Below are 18271 nucleotides of genomic sequence, written 5' to 3' on the forward strand. Positions count from 1 at the left end.
CCCCCTGGGCCAAGCTACCCCTTGGGCCGCCACCCCTTGGGCCGCCGCCCCCGGGCCCGCGGGCCCCCTGGGCCCTGCCGTAACAGTCCACAGGACACCCCTACGGGCCCGCGCGCTCCGCCTCCCCGGCTCGCGCGGCGGCCGCCGCCTCCAGCAGGGGCCAGCCGTCGATCTCGACCGCCCGCCGCTCCCCCGGCTGCCACCCCCGGGTCAATGCCACGTCGAGCAGGGCCCGGACGGCGCCCGGCTCGTGCAGGTTCAGGTCCGCGCCCCGGGTGAAGCCCACGTCCCCGGAGCCCAAGGGGGCCCCGCCCGGGACGTACCGGCCGGGCCCGTCGGCGAAGACGATGCGCAGCGGGCCGCCGGCGTCGGCCGGCTGCGGGTACAGGGTGAGGGTCTGGCGGCAGTCCGCGGACCGGCCGTCCTCGCCCACGCGGTGGCTGTGGCGGAGCGTCCACAGGTACGCGCGCCCGTCGGCGACCAGTCGGCGGGGCTTCTTCGGATGGCGGGGCACGGAGCCGAGGGTACGCGGCCTGATCCGCAGGACACTCCCTACGCCAGCAGCCCCAAGTGGACCGGCTCCGCCGGGGCGTTCGCCAGGAGGTCCGGCAGGCGCGGCGGCCACAGCGGTTCGCCGAGGGCGGCCAGGCGCTCCGGGGAGAGCCACTGCCAGTGGATGCCGGGGTACTCCAGCACCGGTTCGCGGCGCGGGCCCGTCGTGAGGTAGATGTGCTCGTGCTGGCGGACCGGGATCCCCTGGTGTGTGAAGTCGTGCTCCCACGTGCACAGCAGCCGCCCGGGCTCCAGGTCGGTCCAGCCGGTCTCCTCGCGGAGTTCGCGCCGTACGCACTCCTCGGGGCTCTCGCCCGGGTCCATCCCGCCACCGGGCGGCAGCCAGTGGATGCCGACCTCCACGTTGTCCTCGCGGAAGAGGAACACCGACCCGGCGGGGGACAGGATGACAACGCGCGCTGCGTGACGTGGAGTTCGCATCGAATCAGCGTACGCCGGTGATCCCTCCCAAGGGCATGGGTTATGCCGCCGCCAGCGCCAGCGTCGGGGACAGACGGGCCGCGCGGACCGCGGGGTAGAGGCCGGCCAGGGTGCCGATCACCAGGGTGGACGCGAAGCCGCCGGTCACCGACCAGAGGGGGACCACCCAGGGGAGGTCGCCGGTCCGGGCGTAGACCGCCGTGGCCGCCGCGCCCAGGGCGATGCCCGCCACGCCGCCGAGTCCGGACAGGAGCAGGGACTGCGTCACGAACTGGATCCGGATCTGGCCCTTCGTGCCGCCCAGGGAGCGGCGCAGGCCGATCTCGTGGCGGCGCTCCAGCACCGAGATGATCATGGTGTTGGCGACTCCGACCCCGCCCACCAGCAGGGCGATCCCGCCCAGGCCCAGCAGCAGCGTGCTGAAGGCGCCCTCCGTGGCCGCCTTCGCCTGGAGCGCCGCCGACGGGTCGGTGACCGCCGCGACCCCGCCCGGGTACTCCTTGGTGACCCCGGTCAGTTCGACCACGGGATGCGAGTGCGTCATAGCTTCGGGATCCCCACCTGCATGCCCTCCTTGAGGGCGTCGCCGGTCACCTCGACCCGGCCGTTGCCGAACATGCCCGGCTCCACCGCGACCTCGCGCGCCCTGCCGTCCTCCACGACCTGGACGCCGAAGCCCCCGCCGGCCAGCGCCAGCAGCGCGTTGACCGGTACGGAGAGCACCCCCTTGCGGGTCTCGCCGGTGAGGCCGACCGACACCGGGGACTGGTCCGGGGCGTTGATCGCGGCGGGGTCGTCGAAGGTGACGACCACCTCGACCTTGGCCTTCTTGTCGCCGCCGGCACCCCCGCCGGAGCCGCCGTCCTTCTGTCCGTCCGGCCCCGCCGTGTTCCCCACCGAGTCGATCTTTCCGGTGGCGGACGCCCCGCCGGGCAGTCGCACGGTGACCTTGTCGCCGGGCTTCGCCGCGCCCGCCTTCGCCGCGTCCATCTGGAACCGGACGATCCGCTCGGTGCCCGTCAGCGTCATCACCGGCTTGCCCGGCCCCGGTTCGTCACCGACCGCCGCGTCGTTCTTCCGTACCCGCTGCGGGCCGGAGGCGAAGGCGATGTACTCCTTGGCGACCTCGCCCGTCTCCGGCGCCTTGTGGGCCTTCTGCCACCGGTTGACCGCCGTCGCCGTACCCGCCGTGAAGACGGGGTCCTCGGGGTCCAGCCCGGTCCCGTAGCCCAGCGCCTGGAGGTTGCGCTTCAGCTGCTTGACGTCCTCGCCCTTGTCCCCGGCCTTCAGCGGCCGGTACATCGGCGTGGACCCGTACATGAGCCGCACCGCCTTGCCGTTGACCTCGTACAGCCGCCCGTCCCGTTCTACCGCCGCGCCCTCGCCCGCGACCCAGGTCAGCACGCCCGGCCCGGTCCCGTTGACCTTGCGCTCCTGCGCGTAGCCGAGGGTGCCCTCCACCCGGAGGCCCGAGCTGAGGTCGCCGCGCTGTACCGGCGCGGTGGCCGGCGGCAGGCCGTCGCCGCGCTGCTCCCGCGCGGAGTCCCGCGCGCCGGGCTGGGCGGCCATCACCGCGTAGCCGCCGCCGGAGGCCGCGAGTACGACGGCCAGCGAGGTCAGCAGCAACTTCCCGCGCTTCCTCACGACCGGGCCGCTTCGCACTTCTTCTGGGCGTCCTCGAAGGCCTTCTCCTGGCCCGGCGGGACCTCGATGCCGGTGCGCATGCCGCCGTTGTACTCAGTGTCCTTGAGCTGGACCCCGTTCTCGCGCATGCAGCGGATCCACTTGAGCTCCTTGTCCTTCTCCTCCTGGGTGGGCTCCTTGCCCGAGCCGGGGCCGCCCATCCCGCAGGCCTCATGGCCTCCTGCATCTTCTCCGGGTCCACGCCGCCGCCGACCGTCATCCCGCGCGGGTCCTGGCCGGGCTTGGGGTCGGGCGCGTCCATGCCGTGCTCGCGCAGGCACTGGCGCATCTTCACGGCGTTGTCCGCGTCGGTGCACCGCGGCCGAGATCGGGCTGGCCGGGGAACCGTCGCCGGAGCGGGTCGCCACCATCCGCGCCAAGCTCATCGGCGTCGCGGACTCCAGCGAGCACCTGGTCGAGTCGCTGCTGCTCCTCGCGGTGTCGGAGGAGGGGCTGGAGTCCACCGGGCCGGTGGACCTCGCGGCACTGGCCGCCGCGAACTGGCGGCCTGCCCGCAGCGGGGCCTCACGGTGGAGCGCACCCTCGCCCCGCTGACCGTCACGGGAGACCGGACCCTGCTCGGCCACCTGGTCCGGAACCTGCTGACCAATGCCGTACGTCACAACCGCGCGGGCGGCCGGGTCGCCCTGGCCACCTCCGCCGAGGGGGAGCTGAGGGTGTCCAACACCGGTCCGGTGATCGATCCGGCCGATGTGCCGAGGCTCCTGGAGCCCTTCCGGCGGAGCGCGGAACGGCAGCACACCGCAGGTGAGGGCGCCGGGTTGGGACTCTCGATCACCGCCTCGATCGTGCGGGCGCACGGGGCGGAGCTGACCGCGCGGGCCAACCCGGCGCCGGACGGGGGCCTGACGGTACGGGTCCGTTTCCCGGCGGCGGAGTCCCGGCCGGACTCCCGGCGGCAGGGCAGCGTTCAGCCGTGCTGAAGAGCGGCTGATGTACGGTCGGTTCAATGAGCAAGCACCGCCGAGCCCGCTCCCGTCCCCGTACGCCTGCCGGACCCCGTAAGACGTCGGGCGCGTCCCGCCGGGTGGCCATCGCCGCCACCCTCGGCCTGCTGACCTTCGCGGCCGGCTGGGTCTACGCCGTCGACCAGAAGGCCGTCGGCAGCGCGCCGCAGGCGCGCACGGACCACCGGCCGCCGGCCGCGGACCGTGCGGCGCGCGACGCCCACCGGGACGTCCTCCAGGGCCTGACCGGCATCAGCGAGCAGACCCGGGCGAAGATCCCGGCCGAGTCCCGCCAGCTCATCCTGGTCACCGGCAAGGCCCCGGACTCCTCGGAGTCCACCGCCACGCTCTACACCCGGCCCGCGGCCGGCGCCGACTGGGCCCGCGCCGAGAGCTGGCCGGCCCGCAACGGCGCGAAGGGCTGGTCCACGGCCACGGCGCGCACGTACGGCGACCTGACCTCTCCGCAGGGCGTGTTCGCGCTGACCGACGCGGGCGGCCTGCTTGCGGCGCCGCCCGGCACCCGGCTCCCGTACGACAAGGACCGCGCCTTCGTCGCCACGGGGCGCGGGGTGAACGGCGAGTCCCTGGCGGGGTCCTTCGACTACGTCGTCGCCATCGACTTCAACCGCCGGCCCGGCCGCTCGCCCCTCGACCCGGTCAAGCCGGAGGGCGAGGGCAGGGGCGGCAACATCTGGCTCCACGTGGACCACGACGGCCCCTCCCAGGGCTGCGTCGGCATCCCGAAGGAGGCGATGAGCAAGGTCCTGGAGACCCTCGACCCGGCGGCGAAGCCGGTCATCGTGATGGGTCCGGAAGGCTTCTGAACGGCGCCCCGGCGCCGGTCGGGCGGCGGCGGTCCTGGAGCAGCAGCCAGATGTACACCAGGTCGAAGACGCTGCACAGGATGCCGAGCCCGAGGATGAAGGGCGAGTCCTCCAGCACGCCGAACAGCAGGGTCGGGGCCAGCGTGCCCAGCCACTTGGCCACGGCGATGGTCAGGGACTGCCCGCGCGGCCCCTGCCGGGCGGCGTAGAGGCCGATGAACAGGCCCGACATCAGCAGGTTCTGCAGGAACGCCGAGTAGCGGGTGGCGTCGTGCGTCCCGAAGTGGGCGAGGAACAGCCCCTGCACGGCGAACCCGGTGCCGAACACCAGGACCGACCAGGCGGCGAAGAGCGGACGGGTCACGAACCGCGGCAGCTCGGCCCGCCCGAACCGCAGATAGGTGGCGATGATCACGACGTCGGCCGCCGCCCACACCACGTTGACCACGCGCTGGGCGGAGACGCCGGCCGCCCCGGCCGTGAACTCGCGGACCGCGTAGATCGACTCCCAGGCGAAGTTCAGCGCGAGTGCGGCGACGGGCATCGCGTACGTCCGGTCGCGCAGCCCGACGCGGATCGCCTCCACGTACACGACCGTCCACGCGATCCCACTCACCAGCGTGAGCACCAGGTCCATCCGCCGCACCTTAGGCGGTGCCGTAGCTCTCGAACCAGTGGATGTCGAAGTAGCGGGCCGTCGAGAAGGGGTGCTGCCGGTCGGTGAGCAGGCAGTAGACGAACTCGGCGGTCGTCCCGTCGAACCGCCGCCACGAGTCGGGGATGTCCTCCTTCATGAGGATGGGCCACCGGTCGGGGTCCGGGCCGTCGGTGAGCCAGTAGAACTGGTCGGCCTGCTCGGAGCCCGCCCACTCCAGCAGCCCGCCGGGGACCGGGTACACCTCGTACGGCTCCCACAGGCCGCTGCGGTGCGTCCTGGCCCACTCGCCCAGCCACTCGGTGTGCAGGACGATGTCGTCGCTCTTGAAAGGGGCGTCGGGTACGTGGAGTTGGAGGTAGCCGTCGAAGGCGCCGTGTCCGAACAGCTCCGCGAGCCGCTTGTAGTCGTGGGGCAGCGCGGTCCCGATCCGGGCTTCGACCGCCGCCCAGTCGACCGTACGCGCGCGGGTCGGGTCCCATCCCGTGACGGCGACGACCCCGTCCACCCAGGACGTCACCTCGGCCAGGTCCGCCGCCGGGTCCTCCCGTTCCGCGACGAGCGCCACGAGCCGTACGCCGTCGTCGAAGCGGGCGGTGCCGCAGCCGATCCACCGGCCCGCGTGCGCCCAGCCGCGCATCTCCACGATCCGCTCGCCGAAGGGGGCCAGCAGCGGCAGCCCGGTCCGCCCGGTCACGGTCGGATCGGCGTACCCGCCCGTGGCGAGGTTGCGCGGCTGTCCGTACCGTCCGGCGAGCGCCTCCTGGAGGGCGGCGAGGTCGTTCTCGTCCGACAGTGCCAGACACACGTGTCCCGCCGGATGTCCCGCCTCCTCACACGCCAGATCGCCCGTGCCCGGCCAGGCCAGGTGGTGGACGGTCGAGAGGAGTTCTTCCTGTTCGTCCATACAGGCATTGAAGCGGACGCCACCGACATCGGCGGGGCCGGACCGGTCGGACCCCTTGCCTGACGGACCGTCAGCTACGACGATGGCCCGGCACCGATATGACGAATCGGCAGACGTGGCAGACGTGGCAGACGTGGCAGATGCGGCAGATACAGCAGATGCACAGATGCGGCACTCCAAGCAGGCGAAGGCGAGGCGGGTCCGGCATGGCGCGCGTGTTTCCGGAAGGTCGGCTGGTCTACGGGATGCAGCTCCCGGTCCAGTCGCAGAGCACCATCTACGCCGAGCCCTGGGAGGCGTCGGCCACCGCGGCCGATCTCGCCGAGGTGGCGCGGTCCGCCGACCGGGCCGGCTTCGGGTACGTCGCCACCTGCGACCACGTCGCCATCCCGCGCCGGCTCGCCGGGCCCATGAGCACCGTCTGGTACGACCCGGTGGCCACCCTGTCCTTCCTCGCCGGCATCACCGAGAACGTGCGGCTGCTCAGCCACGTCGCGATCCTCGGCCTGCGCCACCCGCTGATGAGCGCCAAGCAGTACGCCACGCTCGACCACCTCTCCGGCGGCCGGCTGATCCTCGGCGTCGGCGCCGGGCACGTCCAGGAGGAGTTCGAGATCCTCGGCGTGGACTTCGCCCGCCGCGGGGCCGTCCTCGACGAGACCCTCGACGCGCTGCGCGCGGCCCTCGGCCCCGAGGAGTACCCGGAGTTCGAGGGCGAGCTGTTCTCCTTCAAGGACCTCGGCCAGCTGCCGCGGCCGGCCCAGGAGCGCATCCCCGTCTGGGTCGGCGGCTCCTCGCCCGCCGCCGTGCGCCGGGCCGCCGTCCGCGGTGACGGCTGGCTCCCGCAGGGCGACCCGCGCGACAGGCTCCCGGCGCAGATCGCCCGCATCAAGGAGCTCCGCGAGGCGGCCGGGGTCACCCGGCCCGTCGAGTTCGGCGCGATCACCGAGCCGCTGTACGTCGGCGAGCCCGGCTGGGACACCGGCCGCCGCGCCCTCACCGGCAAGGCGGAAGTGCTCGCGGAGTCCCTGCGGGAGTACAAGGCGCTCGGCGTCGACCAGATCCAGGTCCGGTTCCGCAATCGCGACCGCGCCGAACTCGTGGACCAGATCACCGCTTTCGGGGCCGAGGTGGCCCCGCTTCTCGACGACTAGGAGTCGTGACCATGGGCAAGCTGGACGGGCGCGTCGTGATCATCACCGGCGCCGCACGCGGCCAGGGCGAGCAGGAGGCCCGCCTCTTCGCCGCCGAGGGCGCCAAGGTGCTCCTCGGTGACGTGCTGGACGAGCAGGGCGCCGCCGTGGCCAAGGAGATCGGCGAGGACCGGGCCCGGTACATACGCCTCGACGTGAGCCGCGAGGAGGACTGGGCGGGGGCGGTCGCCGCCGCGAAGGAGGCCTTCGGCCCGGTCGACGGACTGGTCAACAACGCGGGCATCCTGCGCTTCAACGAGCTGACCGCGACCCCGCTGGAGGAGTTCCAGCAGGTGGTCCAGGTCAACCAGGTGGGTGCCTTCCTCGGCATCAAGTCGGTGGCCCCCGAGATCGAGGCCGCCGGCGGCGGCACGATCGTCAACACCTCCTCGTACACGGGCCTCACGGGCATGGCGTACGTCGGCACGTACGCCGCGACCAAGGCGGCCATCCTCGGCCTGACCCGGGTGGCCGCGCTGGAGCTGGCGGCCAAGGGGATCCGGGTCAACGCGATGTGCCCGGGCGCCGTGGACACCCCGATGGCCAACCCCGGCCTGCTCGACCCGGCGAACATGACCGACGAGGCCAGGGACGCGATGGCGGAGCTGTACAAGCGGGTCGTGCCGATGGGGCGGGTGGGGCAGCCGGAGGAGATCGCGAAGCTCGCCCTCTTCCTGACGAGCGAGGACTCCTCGTACATCACCGGCCAGCCCTTCGTCATCGACGGCGGCTGGATGGCGGGCGTCAGCATCCTGTAGCGCTCTATCTGATGGAGCGTCAGGTATTGACGCTCCGCCCCCGCCGATGGAACAGTCGAGACATCGAATCTGACGGAACGTCAGAAATCAAAGGACGGTGAACCCCCTTGGAATTCGGGCTCTTCGTGCAGGGATACGTGGCCGAGTCACGGTCCAAGGTCGACCCCGAGGCAGAGCACAAGGCGCTGATCGAGGAGACCGAGTACGTCATCCAGGCAGACAAGTCGGGCTTCAAGTACGCCTGGGCCTCCGAGCACCACTTCCTGGAGGAGTACTCGCACCTCTCGGCGAACGAGGTGTTCCTCGGATACCTCGCGCACGCCACCGAGCGGATACACCTCGGCTCCGGCATCTTCAACCCGCTCGCCCCGGTGAACCACCCGGTGAAGGTGGCCGAGAAGGTCGCCATGCTCGACCACCTCTCCAAGGGCCGCTTCGAGTTCGGCACCGGCCGCGGTGCGGGCAGCCACGAGATCCTCGGGTTCCTGCCCGGCATCGAGGACATGAACGGCACGAAGGAGATCTGGGAGGAGACCATCGCGGAATTCCCCAAGATGTTCCTCCAGGAGGAGTACGAGGGGTTCCAGGGCAAGCACTGGTCGCTGCCGCCGCGGAAGATCTTCCCCAAGCCGTACGGCAAGGCGCACCCGGCCATGTGGTACGCCGCCGGGTCTCCCTCCTCGTACGCGATGGCGGCGAAGAAGGGCCTCGGGGTCCTCGGCTTCAGCGTCCAGAAGGTCTCGGACATGGAGTGGGTGCTGGAGCAGTACAAGACGGCGATCCAGGAGGCGAAGGCCATCGGCGCCTTCGTCAACGACAACGTCATGGTCACCTCGACCGCGATCTGCGCCGAGACCCACGACAAGGCGATCGAGATCGCCGTCAACGCCAACATGAACCGCTTCCAGTCGCTGGTCTTCCGCTACCACGACACCTTCCCGCGGCCGGAGGCCATCCCGCAGTGGCCGGAGCTGCTGCCGGAGTACAACGCGGAGATCATCGAGCTGCTGATCGCCGAGGAGCTGTTGATCTGCGGCGACCCGTCGGAGGTCCTCCAGCAGTGCAAGCGCTGGGAGCAGGCGGGCGCGGACCAGCTGTCCTTCGGCCTGCCGACCGGGGTGTCGTACGAGGACACGATGACCACGATCAAGCTCCTCGGCGAGCACGTGATCCCGGAGATCGACACGGACCCGGTCCACCGCACGACGCGCTTCCGCGAGGCCGCTTAGCGCTTGGCTTCGGCAGGGGGCGGGGCCTGCGGAGCCTGGGCCCGTCCCCAAGGCCCCAGTACGGGGGCGGCGTCTTCCCGGACCGCCGCCCCGCACCCGCCCAGGCCGGGCGGCCACCGGCCGGGGCGCGGGGGCTTCGCCCTGCGGGTGCGGCGCCGTTGCGGGGGCTCTGCCCCCGGACCCCCGCGCCTCAAACGCCGGCGAGGCTGAAATTGCCCTGCGGGCGACCGGGCGGGCGGCATCAGCCAAATCCAGCCCCGCCGGGGCAGGTCCAGCCCCGCCGGCGTTTGAGGCGCGGGGTCTGGGGCGGAGCCCCAGCAGCGGCGCCGCACGCAAGGGCGATCCCAGCCCCGCCGGCGTTTGAGGCGCCGCCGGAGGCAAACCCAAGCGGCGGCGCCGCACGCGTGACCGCATCGCACCGGAGAAGGGACGTCATGCTCGACCACCTGATCAAGGGCGCCACCGTCGTGGACGGCACCGGCGCCCCCGCCCGCGTCGCAGACGTCGGCATACGCGAGGGCCGGATCGTCGCGATAAGCGACCCCGGCACCGTCACCGAAGACGCCCGCACCAGCGAGGACGCCACCGGCCTCGTCCTCACCCCCGGCTTCATCGACCCCCACACGCACTACGACGCCCAGCTCTTCTGGGACCCGTACGCCACCCCCTCCATGAACCACGGCGTCACCACCGTCGCCGGCGGCAACTGCGGCTTCACCCTGGCCCCCCTCAACCCGGCCCGCCCGGAAGACGCCGACTACACCCGCCGCATGATGAGCAAGGTCGAGGGCATGGCCCTCAAGGCCCTGGAGGACGGCGTCGACTGGACCTGGTCCACCTTCGGCGAGTACCTCGACGCCCTCGACGGCAGGATCGCCGTCAACGCCGGGTTCATGGTGGGGCATTGCGCCCTGCGCCGGTACGTGATGGGCCCGGACGCGGTCGGCGGCCGGCCGACCCCCGAGCAGCTCCAGCAGATGCTCGACCTCTTCCACGAGGCCATGGACGCCGGCGCCTGGGGCCTGTCCACCACCCAGTCCTCCACCCACTCCGACGGCTCCGGCGCCCCCGTCGCCTCCCGGCACGCCGAGCCCGCCGAACTGCTCGCCCTCTCCAAGGCCGTCGCCGAACACGAGGGCACCCAGCTGGAGGCGATCGTCGCGGGCTGCCTCGACCAGTTCTCCGACGCGGAGATCGACCTGTTCGTCGAGATGAGCGCCGCCGCCGGACGCCCCCTGAACTGGAACGTCCTCACCATCGACGCCTCGGTGCCCGAACGCGTCCCGCGCCAGCTCGTCCCGAGCGAACGCGCCCGCAAGGCCGGCGGCCGCATCGTCGCGCTGACGATGCCGATCCTCACCCCCATGAACATGTCGCTCGGCACGTTCTGCGCGCTCAACCTCATCCCCGGCTGGGGCGAGATCCTCGGCCTGCCCGTCCCCGAGCGGATCGCGAAGCTGCGCGACGCGGACGTACGGGCCGAGATGCTGCGCCGCGCCGACAGCAAGGAGGCCGGCGTCTTCCGCCGCCTCGCCCACTTCGGCCGCTACGTCATCGGCGACACGTACAGCAAGGAGAACGAGGGCCTCTCCGGCCGCGTCGTGAACGACATCGCGGCGGAGCGCGGCCAGGACGCCTTCCAGTGCCTGGTGGAGATCTGCGCCAACGACGACCTGCGCACGGTGCTCTGGCCGATGCCCACCGACAACGACCCCGCCAGCTGGGCGCTGCGCGCCGAGACCTGGCAGCACGAGGACGTCATGCTCGGCGGCTCCGACGCGGGCGCGCACCTGGACCGGATGTGCGGGGCCCCGTACACGACCCGGTTCCTCGGCGACTGCCTGCGCGGCCGCAAGCTGGTGCCGCTGGAGCAGGCGGTACGGATGCTCACCGACGACCCGGCCCAGCTGTTCGGGCTGCGCGAGCGCGGCCGCATAGCCGAGGGCTACCACGCGGACCTGGTGCTCTTCGACCCGGAGCGCATCGAGGCCGGCCCGGCGACGCTGGTCCACGACCTGCCGGGGGACAGCCCGCGGCTGGACGCGCGGGCCATCGGGATCGTCTCGGTACGGGTCAACGGCGTGGAGACCATCCGCGACGACGAGGTGACGGGCGCGATTCCGGGCATCGTGCTCCGGTCGGGCCGGGACACGAGGACGGTGAGCACGCGGTGACCGGAGCGACCGGAGCGTCCGAAGTGACCGAAGGGCAGAGGCTCTTCATCGGCGGCGAGTGGGTGGAACCCGCCGGCGGCCACTACGAGGTGATCGACCCGGCGGACGAGTCGGTGGTCGGGCTCGCGCCCGAGGCCTCGCGCGCCCAGGTCGAGGAGGCGGCGCGCGCCGCGGCCGAGGCCTTCGGCGCGTGGTCCCGTACGAGGCCGGAGGAGCGGGCGGCGATCCTGGACCGGGCCGCGGACATCATCCAGCGGGAGTACGAGCCGTGGGCGGCCCTGGCCCGGGCGGAGACGGGCGCGCCGACCGGAATCGCGCGCGGGATGCAGGTCGGCGTCGGGGTCGCACGTTTCCGGCGGTACGCGAAGGGCGCCCTGGAACCGGTGGAGCGGGGCCTTCCGCCGCAGGTCACCGAGGCCGGCCCGATGGGGAAGGCGAGTGTTCTCGGGGCTCTGGAGGTGCGCCAGCCGGTCGGCGTGGTCACCTGCATCACCTCGTACAACAACCCGTGGGCGAACCCGGCGGGCAAGGTCGCCCCGGCCCTGGCCATGGGCAACACGGTGGTGGTCAAGCCGGCCCCGCAGGACCCGCTGTCGGTGTTCAAGATGGCCGAGGCACTTGCGGAGGCCGGGGTTCCGGCGGGCGTGGTGAACGTGGTCGGCGGGCAGTCGGTGGAGGTCGGCGAGGCCGCCGTGGACTCCCCGTACGTGGACATGGTGTCCTTCACCGGCTCCACGGGCGTCGGTCAGCGCATCGCGGAGGTCTGCGGCCGGACGATGAAGCGGCAGCTGATGGAGCTGGGCGGCAAGGGCGCGGCGGTCGTCCTGGAGGACGCCGACCTGGACGCGGCGGTGATGGGGATCGGAACGACGTTCTCCTTCTACTCCGGGCAGATCTGCACGGCTCCGACCCGGGTGATCGTGCACCGGTCGGTCTACGAGCAGCTGGTCGAGAAGCTGACCGGCTACCTGGCCTTCATGAAGGTCGGCGCCCCGGGGGAGCGGGGCACGGTGGTGGGCCCGGTGATCTCGGCGGCGCACCGGGACCGCGTGGAGTCGTACGTCGAGCTGGGCCGGAAGGAGGGGGCGCGGATCGCGTACGGCGGCGAGCGCCCGGTCGTCGGGGACGGCCGCGGTTTCTACGTGGCGCCGACCCTGCTGGTGGACTGCACGAACGACATGCGCGTGGTCCGGGAGGAGATCTTCGGCCCGGTGGTCGTGGTCGTGCCCTTCGACGGCGGCGAGGACGAGGCCGTCGCGCTGGCCAACGACAGCGACTTCGGCCTGCTCAGCTACGTGTGGTCCGGGGACTCGGCACGCGCGTTCCGCGTGGCGCGGCGGCTGCGGGCGGGCGGGGTGGGCGTGAACACCATCGGCCGCAACATGGAGGCGCCGTTCGGCGGCTTCAAGCGGTCGGGCGTGGGCCGGGACGTGGGCTCGTACGCCTTGCACGCGTACAGCGAGATGCAGTCGATCGTCTGGTCGGGCTGAGGGCTGAGGGCTGAGGGCTGAGGGCCGAAGGGGACGGGGCGGGGCGGGGGCGGATTCCCGGCCCGCCCCGTCCCACCTCTCGGTTCAGTCCTTGTAGTAGTCGGTGAGGACGCAGCCCTTCACCAGGGCGGGTTCCTTCCGGTAGCCGCTCGGCGGGTTGAACCCCGCGTGGCAGTTCAGCATGAGCAGCCCGCTCTGCGGGGAGAGGAGGGCGCTCATGGCTTCCTCGCTCTCGGATCCGGTGGCGAAGTCCTGGCCGATGATGGGCCCGCTGTTGACGTTCTTGCCCTCTTCGCCCTTGTCGACCTCGGCCTTGTAGGCGGTCTGGAAGGCCTTGGCGTCCTTGATCATGAAGATGGAGGTGGCGTTGCGCCGTCCGCAGTAGCCGCGCTCGGTGACCGAGAAGGTCGCTCCGTACTTGGCGTCGGGGGCCTCGCTCGAGTTCTTCTCGGGGCTGACCTGGTCGCACTTGGTGAATCCGTTGATGAGGCGGGCGGCGCCGGCCATGGACCCCGCCTTGGGCAGCCCCTTGAAGCCCGTCCCGCTCTTGGGGGCCGATCCGTCGACCCCGCCGTTCTTCTGCGGGACGCCCTCGTTGCCGCCGCTGATGCCGCCGAGCGCCGGGTTCTCGCTCCCGTCACCTCCGCAGGCCGTGAGGGTGAGGAGAGCCGTGACGGCAGTGACAGTGGTGATCATCGACTTGATACGCACGGCTGGGACTCTAGGGCGATGATCATGTGCACGGCAAACCGCCGGGTGGAGAGTGACGGCGGTCACACGGGAAAGTTGAAATGGTGCGAAACGGGCAAGGCTGCGGTTTCCGTATAACGGAACGCCCTCTCCAGTGCCTGCCGAACCGTGGCTGGATCTGTAAGTGAACCTTGTATTACGAGTGCATGAACGGCCTTGATCTCGGGATTCCAAGGCGCTCGACCGTCTCCCGATACGGACTTAAGTCCTCCAGATGTGGAAAACGCAGCGTCTAACGTCCTGACCCATGACTCAGCTGGACGTTCGGCCTCAGGTCGGAGACACGGTAAACGGCGTCGCCCCGGGCGAGGGCGACGTGCGTGGCAAGGGCCTCGGCAAGGGGTCCGTCGGACTGGTGGGAAGCGCCGTCATCGGCATCTCCACCGTCGCCCCCGTCTACTGCCTGACCTCGACCCTCGGCTCCACGGCCGGTGAGGTCGGCGTCCAGATGCCGGCGGTGTTCCTGGCCGGCTTCCTCCCGATGCTGCTGGTCGCCTTCGCGTACCGCGAGCTCAACAAGGCCATGCCGGACTGCGGCACCTCCTTCACCTGGACCGTGAAGGCCTTCGGCCCGCGGATCGGCTGGATGTGCGGCTGGGGCCTGGTGATCGCCACGATCATCGTGCTCTCCAACCTGGCCGGCGTCGCCACCTCCTACTTCTGGCTGCTGGCCGGCGAGATCACGAGCGATCCGTCGATCGCGGCCCTGGACGACAACAAGCTCGTCCACATCGCCACCTGCCTCACCCTGATCGCCGTCGCGACCGCCATCAGCTACCGCGGTATGACGGCCACCAAGGGCGTCCAGTACGCACTGGTGGGCCTCCAGCTCCTCGTGCTCGCCGTATTCGTCGCGATGGCCTTCCAGAAGGCCTCCGCCGGCACCTTCGACACCGGCCTGGACTTCTCCTGGTCCTGGATGAACCCCTTCGCGGTCGAGTCCATGGCGGCCTTCACCGCCGGACTCTCGCTCTCGATCTTCATGTACTGGGGCTGGGACGCGTGCCTGGCCACCAACGAGGAGACCACCGGCTCCACCAAGACCCCGGGCCGTGCCTCCCTCATCGCGATGGTCGTCCTGGTCGGCTCCTACCTGGCCACCGGCGTCGCCGCCCAGATGGCCGTCGGCGCCGGCGGCGAGGGCCTGGGCCTCGCCAACGAGGAGACCTCCGGCAACGTCTTCGCCGCCCTCGCCGGTCCCGTGATGGGCCCGGTGCTCGGCATCCTGCTCTTCGTCGCCGTCCTCGCCTCGGCCGCCGCGTCCCTGCAGACCACGTTCATCCCGGTGGCCCGTACGGTCCTGGCCATGTCGGCCTACGAGGCGCTGCCGCCCTCGTACGCCAAGGTCCACGAGCGCTTCAAGACCCCGGGCCGCGCCACGGTCGTGGCGGGCATCGCCACCGGCGCCTTCTACACCGTGATGACCCTGGTCAGCGAGAACGTGCTGACCGACACGATCTTCGCGCTCGGCCTGATGATCTGCTTCTACTACTCGCTGACGGCCTTCGCCTGCGCCTGGTACTTCCGCGGCGACCTGCGCCGCTCCGCGCGCGACCTGTTCTTCAAGGGCGTCTTCCCGGTCCTGGGCGGCCTGCTGCTGGCCGCGGTCTTCTTCAAGACCCTGTACGACGCCTGGGACCCCTCCTACGGCTCCGGCTCCACCATCCCCGGCCTGGGCGTCGGCAACGTCTTCGTCATCGGCGTCGGCCTGCTGGCCCTCGGCCTGGTGATCATGTTCGTCACCGAACGCCGCAGCCCGGCCTTCTTCCGCGGCGAGGTCCTGACGAAGTCCACCCCCGCCCTGGTGGTCGAGGACTGACCCCTCCCCTCCCCCCCGCCGAGTCATCCCCGCGGCCCCGGATCGCTTCCCCCGATCCGGGGCCGCGGGCGTTGCGGGTGACGCCGCAGTGACCCGGGGAGCGGCGGGGTCGTTGGGCGGGGCATGAATGCCATGAAGCGCACCCTTTCCGCCCTGGTCCTCACCGGCGGCGCCGCCCTCGCACTCACCCCCGTCGCCGCCCACGCCGACGAGCCCGCCGTCCAGGGGCCCCCGATCACCCAGCGCGTCGGCGAGATCGTCGACCACCCGGCCCATACCGTCCAGGACACGAAGACGGTGCTGGGCGCGACGACCGCGGCGGCCGGCTCCGCCACGGCGGGCGCCGGCACGGCCCTGTCCGCGCTCCCCAAGACCCCGAAGGTCGGCTGACCTCAGCCGGTACGGGTGACCAGGACCAGCGGGATCTCGCGGGCCGTCGCCGCGCGGTAGGCCGCGTACGAGGGCATCGCGGCCACCACCACCGGCCACAGGCGGTCCGCCTCGGCCGCGGTGGCGCGGCGCGCGGTCGCCGGGAACGTCTCGTCTCCGACCTGGAGGGCGACGGCCGGGTCGGCGGCCTGGGGGCACCGCCCAGCGGTAGCTGGGGGAGTTCAGGTACCACGCCGGGTGGCGGTCCGCGCCCGCGTTGGACGCCGTCAGCACGTACGCGTCCCCCGCCCGTGCGTAGGCCAGCGCGGTGCGCCGCAGCAGCCCCGAGCGGCGGCCCCGCGTGGTCAGCAGCAGGTCCGGGATTCCCGGGCGCGGCCGCCCGCCCGTCTCCTCGAAGCGGCGGATGTGGTCGGCGACCCAGGAGTTCGGGCTGTCGGTCACGGTTTCGGCGGTCACGGACTCGGCGCTCACGGACTCGGCGCTCACGGTTTCGGCGCTCACGGACGAGGCGGTCACGGACTCGGCGGTCACGGTTTCGGCCGTGACGGATTCGGCGGTCATGCCGGTCCCACCCCCGCGTGCACCGCGTGCCGGGTCGGGGCGGTGGCCTCGTCCACCACGGCCCGGGCGAAGTCCGCGTGGGTGATCCGGCTCGCGGCGTCGGCCGGGCCGAAGACGTAGCGTCCGGCCTGCGGCCCGTCGCCGCCGAAGTCACCGGCCGGGGACAGCACCGCCCAGTCCAGCCCGGCGGGCGCCGCCGCCCGCAGCGCGTCCGTCCCGGCCCCGTGGCCGAGGTAGAACTCCCGCCACTCCTGCGGATACCCCGGCGTGTCCATCAGCGCCGCCCCCGACTCCGTCGCCAGCACGGACGCCAGCCCGACCGACACCAGCCGGGCGACCCCGGCCCGCGCGAGGCCCGCCGCCATCGCCCGCGCCGTCGCCGGGAAGAACACGCCGGGGGCCGCCTGCGGGTCGTACACCGTGACCACCGCCGCGTCGTGTCCGGCCGCCAGCCGCGCCACGTCCGCCGCCGAGGTCACGTTCCCGTCGGCCCGCCCGGCCTCCGTGACCGCGTACCCGCGCGCCCGCGCCTCGGCGACGACGGCCCGGCCCACACGGCCGCCCGCCCCGAACACGATGAGCTTCTTCCCGCTGTCGTTCGTCATGCTGTGCTTCGTCATGCGGGCGAGCCTAGGAAAGGGTGTGGTCACCGATCGGATACCGGCCTACCGTGTGGATCATGAGCGAACCGACGCCGCCCCCGCTGGACCCGGAGATGTTCGACCCCGTCTGCCCCTCCCCGCTGGTCCCGTTCCGCATCGGCGACAAGTGGGCCACGCTGATCCTGCGCTGCCTGGAGGGCGGCCCGCGCCGGTTCTCGGAGCTCAAGGTGCCGCTGCGCGGCATCACTTCCAAGTCCCTGACGCAGTCGCTGCGCGGGCTGGAGCGCGACGGCTTCGTCACGCGCGTCGCGTACGAGACCCCCGAGCGCCGCGTCGAGTACGCCCTCACCCCGCTCGGCCGCGGCCTCCTGGGCCCGCTGGACGCGGCGTGCGACTGGACGCGGGAGCACTGGGACGAGCTCATCGACGCCCAGGAGGCCGGGCTTTCGGGGGAGGCCGCTCGTTGAGCAGCGCATGATCCTCTGGTTGCTCAATCACCTCAGTACTTTCGTCATCGCCGTCCTCCTAGTCGGCGGCCTCACCGGCCTCGCCGTGGCCGGCAGCCTGGCCGCCCGCCGGCGCTTCCCGCACCTCGCGAAGGGCGATCACAACGAGATGGTCGGGGTCGCGCTCGGCATGTTCGGCGCGATCTACGGCATCATCCTCGCCTTCGTCGTCGTCACGCTCTGGACGCAGCTGGAGAACACCCAGAACATCGTCGCCACCGAGGCCACCGACCTGGCCCTGGTCGTGCGCAGCGCCGACACCTTCCCGCCGGCCGACCGTGCGCGGGTGCAGCAGGCGGTGGGCGCGTACGCGCACGCCGTCGTCGAGCTGCAGTGGCCGCTGATGCGCGAGGGGCAGCCGAGTTACGAGGCGACCGCGCCGCAGACTCAGGCCCTGTACAAGGCCCTTCAGTCGTACGAGCCGACCGGCGCCCGTGCCGAGACCTTCTACGCCGAGGCGGTCACCCACCTCAACGACGTCGCCGCGCAGCGCCGGGCGCGCATCTCGATGGCCGAGACCTCGCTGCCGGTCCTGCTACAAGTGCTGGTGTACGGCGGCGCGCTGGTGATCCTCCCGCTCACGTTCCTGTTCGGACTGCGGAGCCTGAAGATGCAGCTGCTGTTCGTGTCCGCGGTCGCCGGGCTGATCGGCTTCAGTCTGCTGCTGGTCGTCGCACTGGACCGCCCCTTCGCGGGAGACCTGAGCGTGACCCCGCAGCCGTACAAGGAGGCGGCCCTGTCGCAGTTCTGGGCGGCCTCCTCCTGA

At 72.0% G+C, this 18271-nt stretch carries 19 protein-coding genes and 3 pseudogenes; 11 read left to right on the plus strand and 11 right to left on the minus strand.

Translation table 11 applies throughout. The annotated features are described in order from the left end of the window. Window positions 1-100: 100 nt before the first annotated feature. From ACGFYQ_RS00900 to ACGFYQ_RS00920, 5 genes and pseudogenes are all read right to left on the minus strand, one after another. On the minus strand, window positions 101-514 hold the full coding sequence (locus ACGFYQ_RS00900) for a hypothetical protein (protein WP_393738543.1): 414 nt from the start codon (window positions 512-514) through the stop codon (window positions 101-103). Between the two features lie 38 nt (window positions 515-552). After that, window positions 553-993, minus strand: a complete 441-nt coding sequence (locus ACGFYQ_RS00905; RefSeq protein ID WP_393738545.1) for an NUDIX hydrolase — start codon at window positions 991-993, stop codon at window positions 553-555. A 40-nt stretch (window positions 994-1033) separates the two neighbouring features. Next, window positions 1034-1468 (minus strand): annotated as a pseudogene (locus tag ACGFYQ_RS00910) (ABC transporter permease); the annotation flags it as partial. Between the two features lie 65 nt (window positions 1469-1533). Continuing rightward, window positions 1534-2637 carry a peptidoglycan-binding protein gene (locus ACGFYQ_RS00915; RefSeq protein WP_393738547.1) on the minus strand — a complete coding sequence of 368 codons (1104 nt, stop codon included), beginning with the start codon at window positions 2635-2637 and terminating at the stop codon, window positions 1534-1536. Continuing rightward, on the minus strand, window positions 2634-2837 hold the full coding sequence (locus tag ACGFYQ_RS00920; protein ID WP_393738549.1) for a hypothetical protein: 204 nt from the start codon (window positions 2835-2837) through the stop codon (window positions 2634-2636). Before ACGFYQ_RS00920 ends, ACGFYQ_RS00915 begins: the two co-directional genes overlap by 4 nt. Before the next feature lie 369 nt (window positions 2838-3206). On the opposite strand from ACGFYQ_RS00920, the gene ACGFYQ_RS00925 reads away from it, so the two are divergent. Together ACGFYQ_RS00925 and ACGFYQ_RS00930 are read left to right on the plus strand one after the other, a co-directional pair. Further along, complete coding sequence (locus tag ACGFYQ_RS00925; protein ID WP_393738551.1) at window positions 3207-3620, plus strand: sensor histidine kinase; 414 nt, start codon at window positions 3207-3209, stop codon at window positions 3618-3620. Between the two features lie 26 nt (window positions 3621-3646). Then, a complete protein-coding gene (locus tag ACGFYQ_RS00930) occupies window positions 3647-4471 on the plus strand; it encodes a hypothetical protein (RefSeq protein ID WP_393738553.1) in 825 nt (274 codons plus the stop codon). On the opposite strand, the gene ACGFYQ_RS00935 is transcribed toward ACGFYQ_RS00930, so the two are convergent. Together ACGFYQ_RS00935 and ACGFYQ_RS00940 are read right to left on the minus strand one after the other, a co-directional pair. Then, complete coding sequence (locus ACGFYQ_RS00935; protein WP_393738555.1) at window positions 4443-5108, minus strand: hypothetical protein; 666 nt, start codon at window positions 5106-5108, stop codon at window positions 4443-4445. The two genes, ACGFYQ_RS00930 and ACGFYQ_RS00935, sit on opposite strands and share 29 nt — an antisense overlap. A 10-nt stretch (window positions 5109-5118) precedes the next feature. Then, the gene (locus ACGFYQ_RS00940) at window positions 5119-6033 is read right to left on the minus strand and encodes a hypothetical protein (protein WP_393738557.1); all 915 of its coding nucleotides are present in this window, start codon (window positions 6031-6033) and stop codon (window positions 5119-5121) included. Between the two features lie 206 nt (window positions 6034-6239). Between ACGFYQ_RS00940 and ACGFYQ_RS00945 the strand changes: the two genes are divergently transcribed. The 5 genes from ACGFYQ_RS00945 to ACGFYQ_RS00965 all read left to right on the plus strand — a co-directional run bounded on the left by ACGFYQ_RS00945 (window position 6240) and on the right by ACGFYQ_RS00965 (window position 12877). After that, on the plus strand, window positions 6240-7187 hold the full coding sequence (locus ACGFYQ_RS00945) for an LLM class F420-dependent oxidoreductase (protein ID WP_393738559.1): 948 nt from the start codon (window positions 6240-6242) through the stop codon (window positions 7185-7187). An 11-nt stretch (window positions 7188-7198) separates the two neighbouring features. Next, window positions 7199-7984 (plus strand): SDR family NAD(P)-dependent oxidoreductase, encoded by a 786-nt coding sequence (locus ACGFYQ_RS00950; protein ID WP_393738561.1) that lies wholly within the window; start codon window positions 7199-7201, stop codon window positions 7982-7984. A gap of 107 nt (window positions 7985-8091) precedes the next feature. Continuing rightward, window positions 8092-9213, plus strand: a complete 1122-nt coding sequence (locus ACGFYQ_RS00955; RefSeq protein ID WP_393738563.1) for an LLM class flavin-dependent oxidoreductase — start codon at window positions 8092-8094, stop codon at window positions 9211-9213. A 434-nt stretch (window positions 9214-9647) separates the two neighbouring features. Continuing rightward, window positions 9648-11387: an amidohydrolase family protein gene (locus tag ACGFYQ_RS00960; RefSeq protein WP_393738565.1), complete on the plus strand. Its 1740-nt coding sequence runs from the start codon at window positions 9648-9650 to the stop codon at window positions 11385-11387. 23 nt (window positions 11388-11410) lie between these two features. Continuing rightward, window positions 11411-12877: an aldehyde dehydrogenase family protein gene (locus ACGFYQ_RS00965; RefSeq protein ID WP_393738567.1), complete on the plus strand. Its 1467-nt coding sequence runs from the start codon at window positions 11411-11413 to the stop codon at window positions 12875-12877. An 84-nt stretch (window positions 12878-12961) separates the two neighbouring features. Here the strand turns inward: ACGFYQ_RS00965 and ACGFYQ_RS00970 are convergent, their stop codons facing one another. Then, entirely contained in the window at window positions 12962-13588 is a 627-nt protein-coding gene (locus ACGFYQ_RS00970; RefSeq protein ID WP_393738569.1) for a hypothetical protein, read from the minus strand. A 286-nt stretch (window positions 13589-13874) separates the two neighbouring features. Between ACGFYQ_RS00970 and ACGFYQ_RS00975 the strand changes: the two genes are divergently transcribed. Together ACGFYQ_RS00975 and ACGFYQ_RS00980 are read left to right on the plus strand one after the other, a co-directional pair. Further along, window positions 13875-15446 carry an APC family permease gene (locus ACGFYQ_RS00975; RefSeq protein WP_393738571.1) on the plus strand — a complete coding sequence of 524 codons (1572 nt, stop codon included), beginning with the start codon at window positions 13875-13877 and terminating at the stop codon, window positions 15444-15446. A gap of 132 nt (window positions 15447-15578) precedes the next feature. After that, window positions 15579-15836 carry a hypothetical protein gene (locus ACGFYQ_RS00980; protein ID WP_393738573.1) on the plus strand — a complete coding sequence of 86 codons (258 nt, stop codon included), beginning with the start codon at window positions 15579-15581 and terminating at the stop codon, window positions 15834-15836. Between the two features lie 2 nt (window positions 15837-15838). Here ACGFYQ_RS00980 and ACGFYQ_RS00985 read toward each other — a convergent pair. From ACGFYQ_RS00985 to ACGFYQ_RS00995, 3 genes and pseudogenes are all read right to left on the minus strand, one after another. Further along, window positions 15839-16009, minus strand: a pseudogene (locus ACGFYQ_RS00985) (nitroreductase/quinone reductase family protein); the annotation flags it as partial. Between the two features lie 58 nt (window positions 16010-16067). Next, window positions 16068-16397 (minus strand): annotated as a pseudogene (locus tag ACGFYQ_RS00990) (nitroreductase/quinone reductase family protein); the annotation flags it as partial. Continuing rightward, on the minus strand, window positions 16394-17017 hold the full coding sequence (locus tag ACGFYQ_RS00995) for an NAD(P)-dependent oxidoreductase (protein WP_393738575.1): 624 nt from the start codon (window positions 17015-17017) through the stop codon (window positions 16394-16396). The pseudogene ACGFYQ_RS00990 and the gene ACGFYQ_RS00995, both read right to left, overlap by 4 nt. A 59-nt stretch (window positions 17018-17076) precedes the next feature. On the opposite strand from ACGFYQ_RS00995, the gene ACGFYQ_RS01000 reads away from it, so the two are divergent. After that, window positions 17077-17466: a winged helix-turn-helix transcriptional regulator gene (locus ACGFYQ_RS01000; protein WP_393738577.1), complete on the plus strand. Its 390-nt coding sequence runs from the start codon at window positions 17077-17079 to the stop codon at window positions 17464-17466. A gap of 7 nt (window positions 17467-17473) precedes the next feature. Continuing rightward, window positions 17474-18271: a DUF4239 domain-containing protein gene (locus tag ACGFYQ_RS01005; RefSeq protein WP_393738579.1), complete on the plus strand. Its 798-nt coding sequence runs from the start codon at window positions 17474-17476 to the stop codon at window positions 18269-18271.

The sequence above is a fragment of the Streptomyces sp. NPDC048258 genome, assembly GCF_043201995.1.
Lineage (GTDB): Bacteria > Actinomycetota > Actinomycetes > Streptomycetales > Streptomycetaceae > Streptomyces.

Excerpts from the sequence above, each read along its gene's own strand:
- ACGFYQ_RS00905 (WP_393738545.1), bottom strand. The coding sequence starts at position 993 with ATGCGAACTCCACGTCACGCAGCGCGCGTTGTCATCCTGTCCCCCGCC.
- ACGFYQ_RS00960 (WP_393738565.1), top strand. The coding sequence starts at position 9,648 with ATGCTCGACCACCTGATCAAGGGCGCCACCGTCGTGGACGGCACCGGC.
- ACGFYQ_RS00930 (WP_393738553.1), top strand. The coding sequence starts at position 3,647 with ATGAGCAAGCACCGCCGAGCCCGCTCCCGTCCCCGTACGCCTGCCGGA.
- ACGFYQ_RS00935 (WP_393738555.1), bottom strand. The coding sequence starts at position 5,108 with ATGGACCTGGTGCTCACGCTGGTGAGTGGGATCGCGTGGACGGTCGTG.
- ACGFYQ_RS00940 (WP_393738557.1), bottom strand. The coding sequence starts at position 6,033 with ATGGACGAACAGGAAGAACTCCTCTCGACCGTCCACCACCTGGCCTGG.
- ACGFYQ_RS00945 (WP_393738559.1), top strand. The coding sequence starts at position 6,240 with ATGGCGCGCGTGTTTCCGGAAGGTCGGCTGGTCTACGGGATGCAGCTC.
- ACGFYQ_RS00920 (WP_393738549.1), bottom strand. The coding sequence starts at position 2,837 with ATGGGCGGCCCCGGCTCGGGCAAGGAGCCCACCCAGGAGGAGAAGGAC.
- ACGFYQ_RS01005 (WP_393738579.1), top strand. The coding sequence starts at position 17,474 with ATGATCCTCTGGTTGCTCAATCACCTCAGTACTTTCGTCATCGCCGTC.
- ACGFYQ_RS00980 (WP_393738573.1), top strand. The coding sequence starts at position 15,579 with ATGAAGCGCACCCTTTCCGCCCTGGTCCTCACCGGCGGCGCCGCCCTC.
- ACGFYQ_RS00950 (WP_393738561.1), top strand. The coding sequence starts at position 7,199 with ATGGGCAAGCTGGACGGGCGCGTCGTGATCATCACCGGCGCCGCACGC.
- ACGFYQ_RS01000 (WP_393738577.1), top strand. The coding sequence starts at position 17,077 with ATGAGCGAACCGACGCCGCCCCCGCTGGACCCGGAGATGTTCGACCCC.
- ACGFYQ_RS00995 (WP_393738575.1), bottom strand. The coding sequence starts at position 17,017 with ATGACGAAGCACAGCATGACGAACGACAGCGGGAAGAAGCTCATCGTG.
- ACGFYQ_RS00975 (WP_393738571.1), top strand. The coding sequence starts at position 13,875 with ATGACTCAGCTGGACGTTCGGCCTCAGGTCGGAGACACGGTAAACGGC.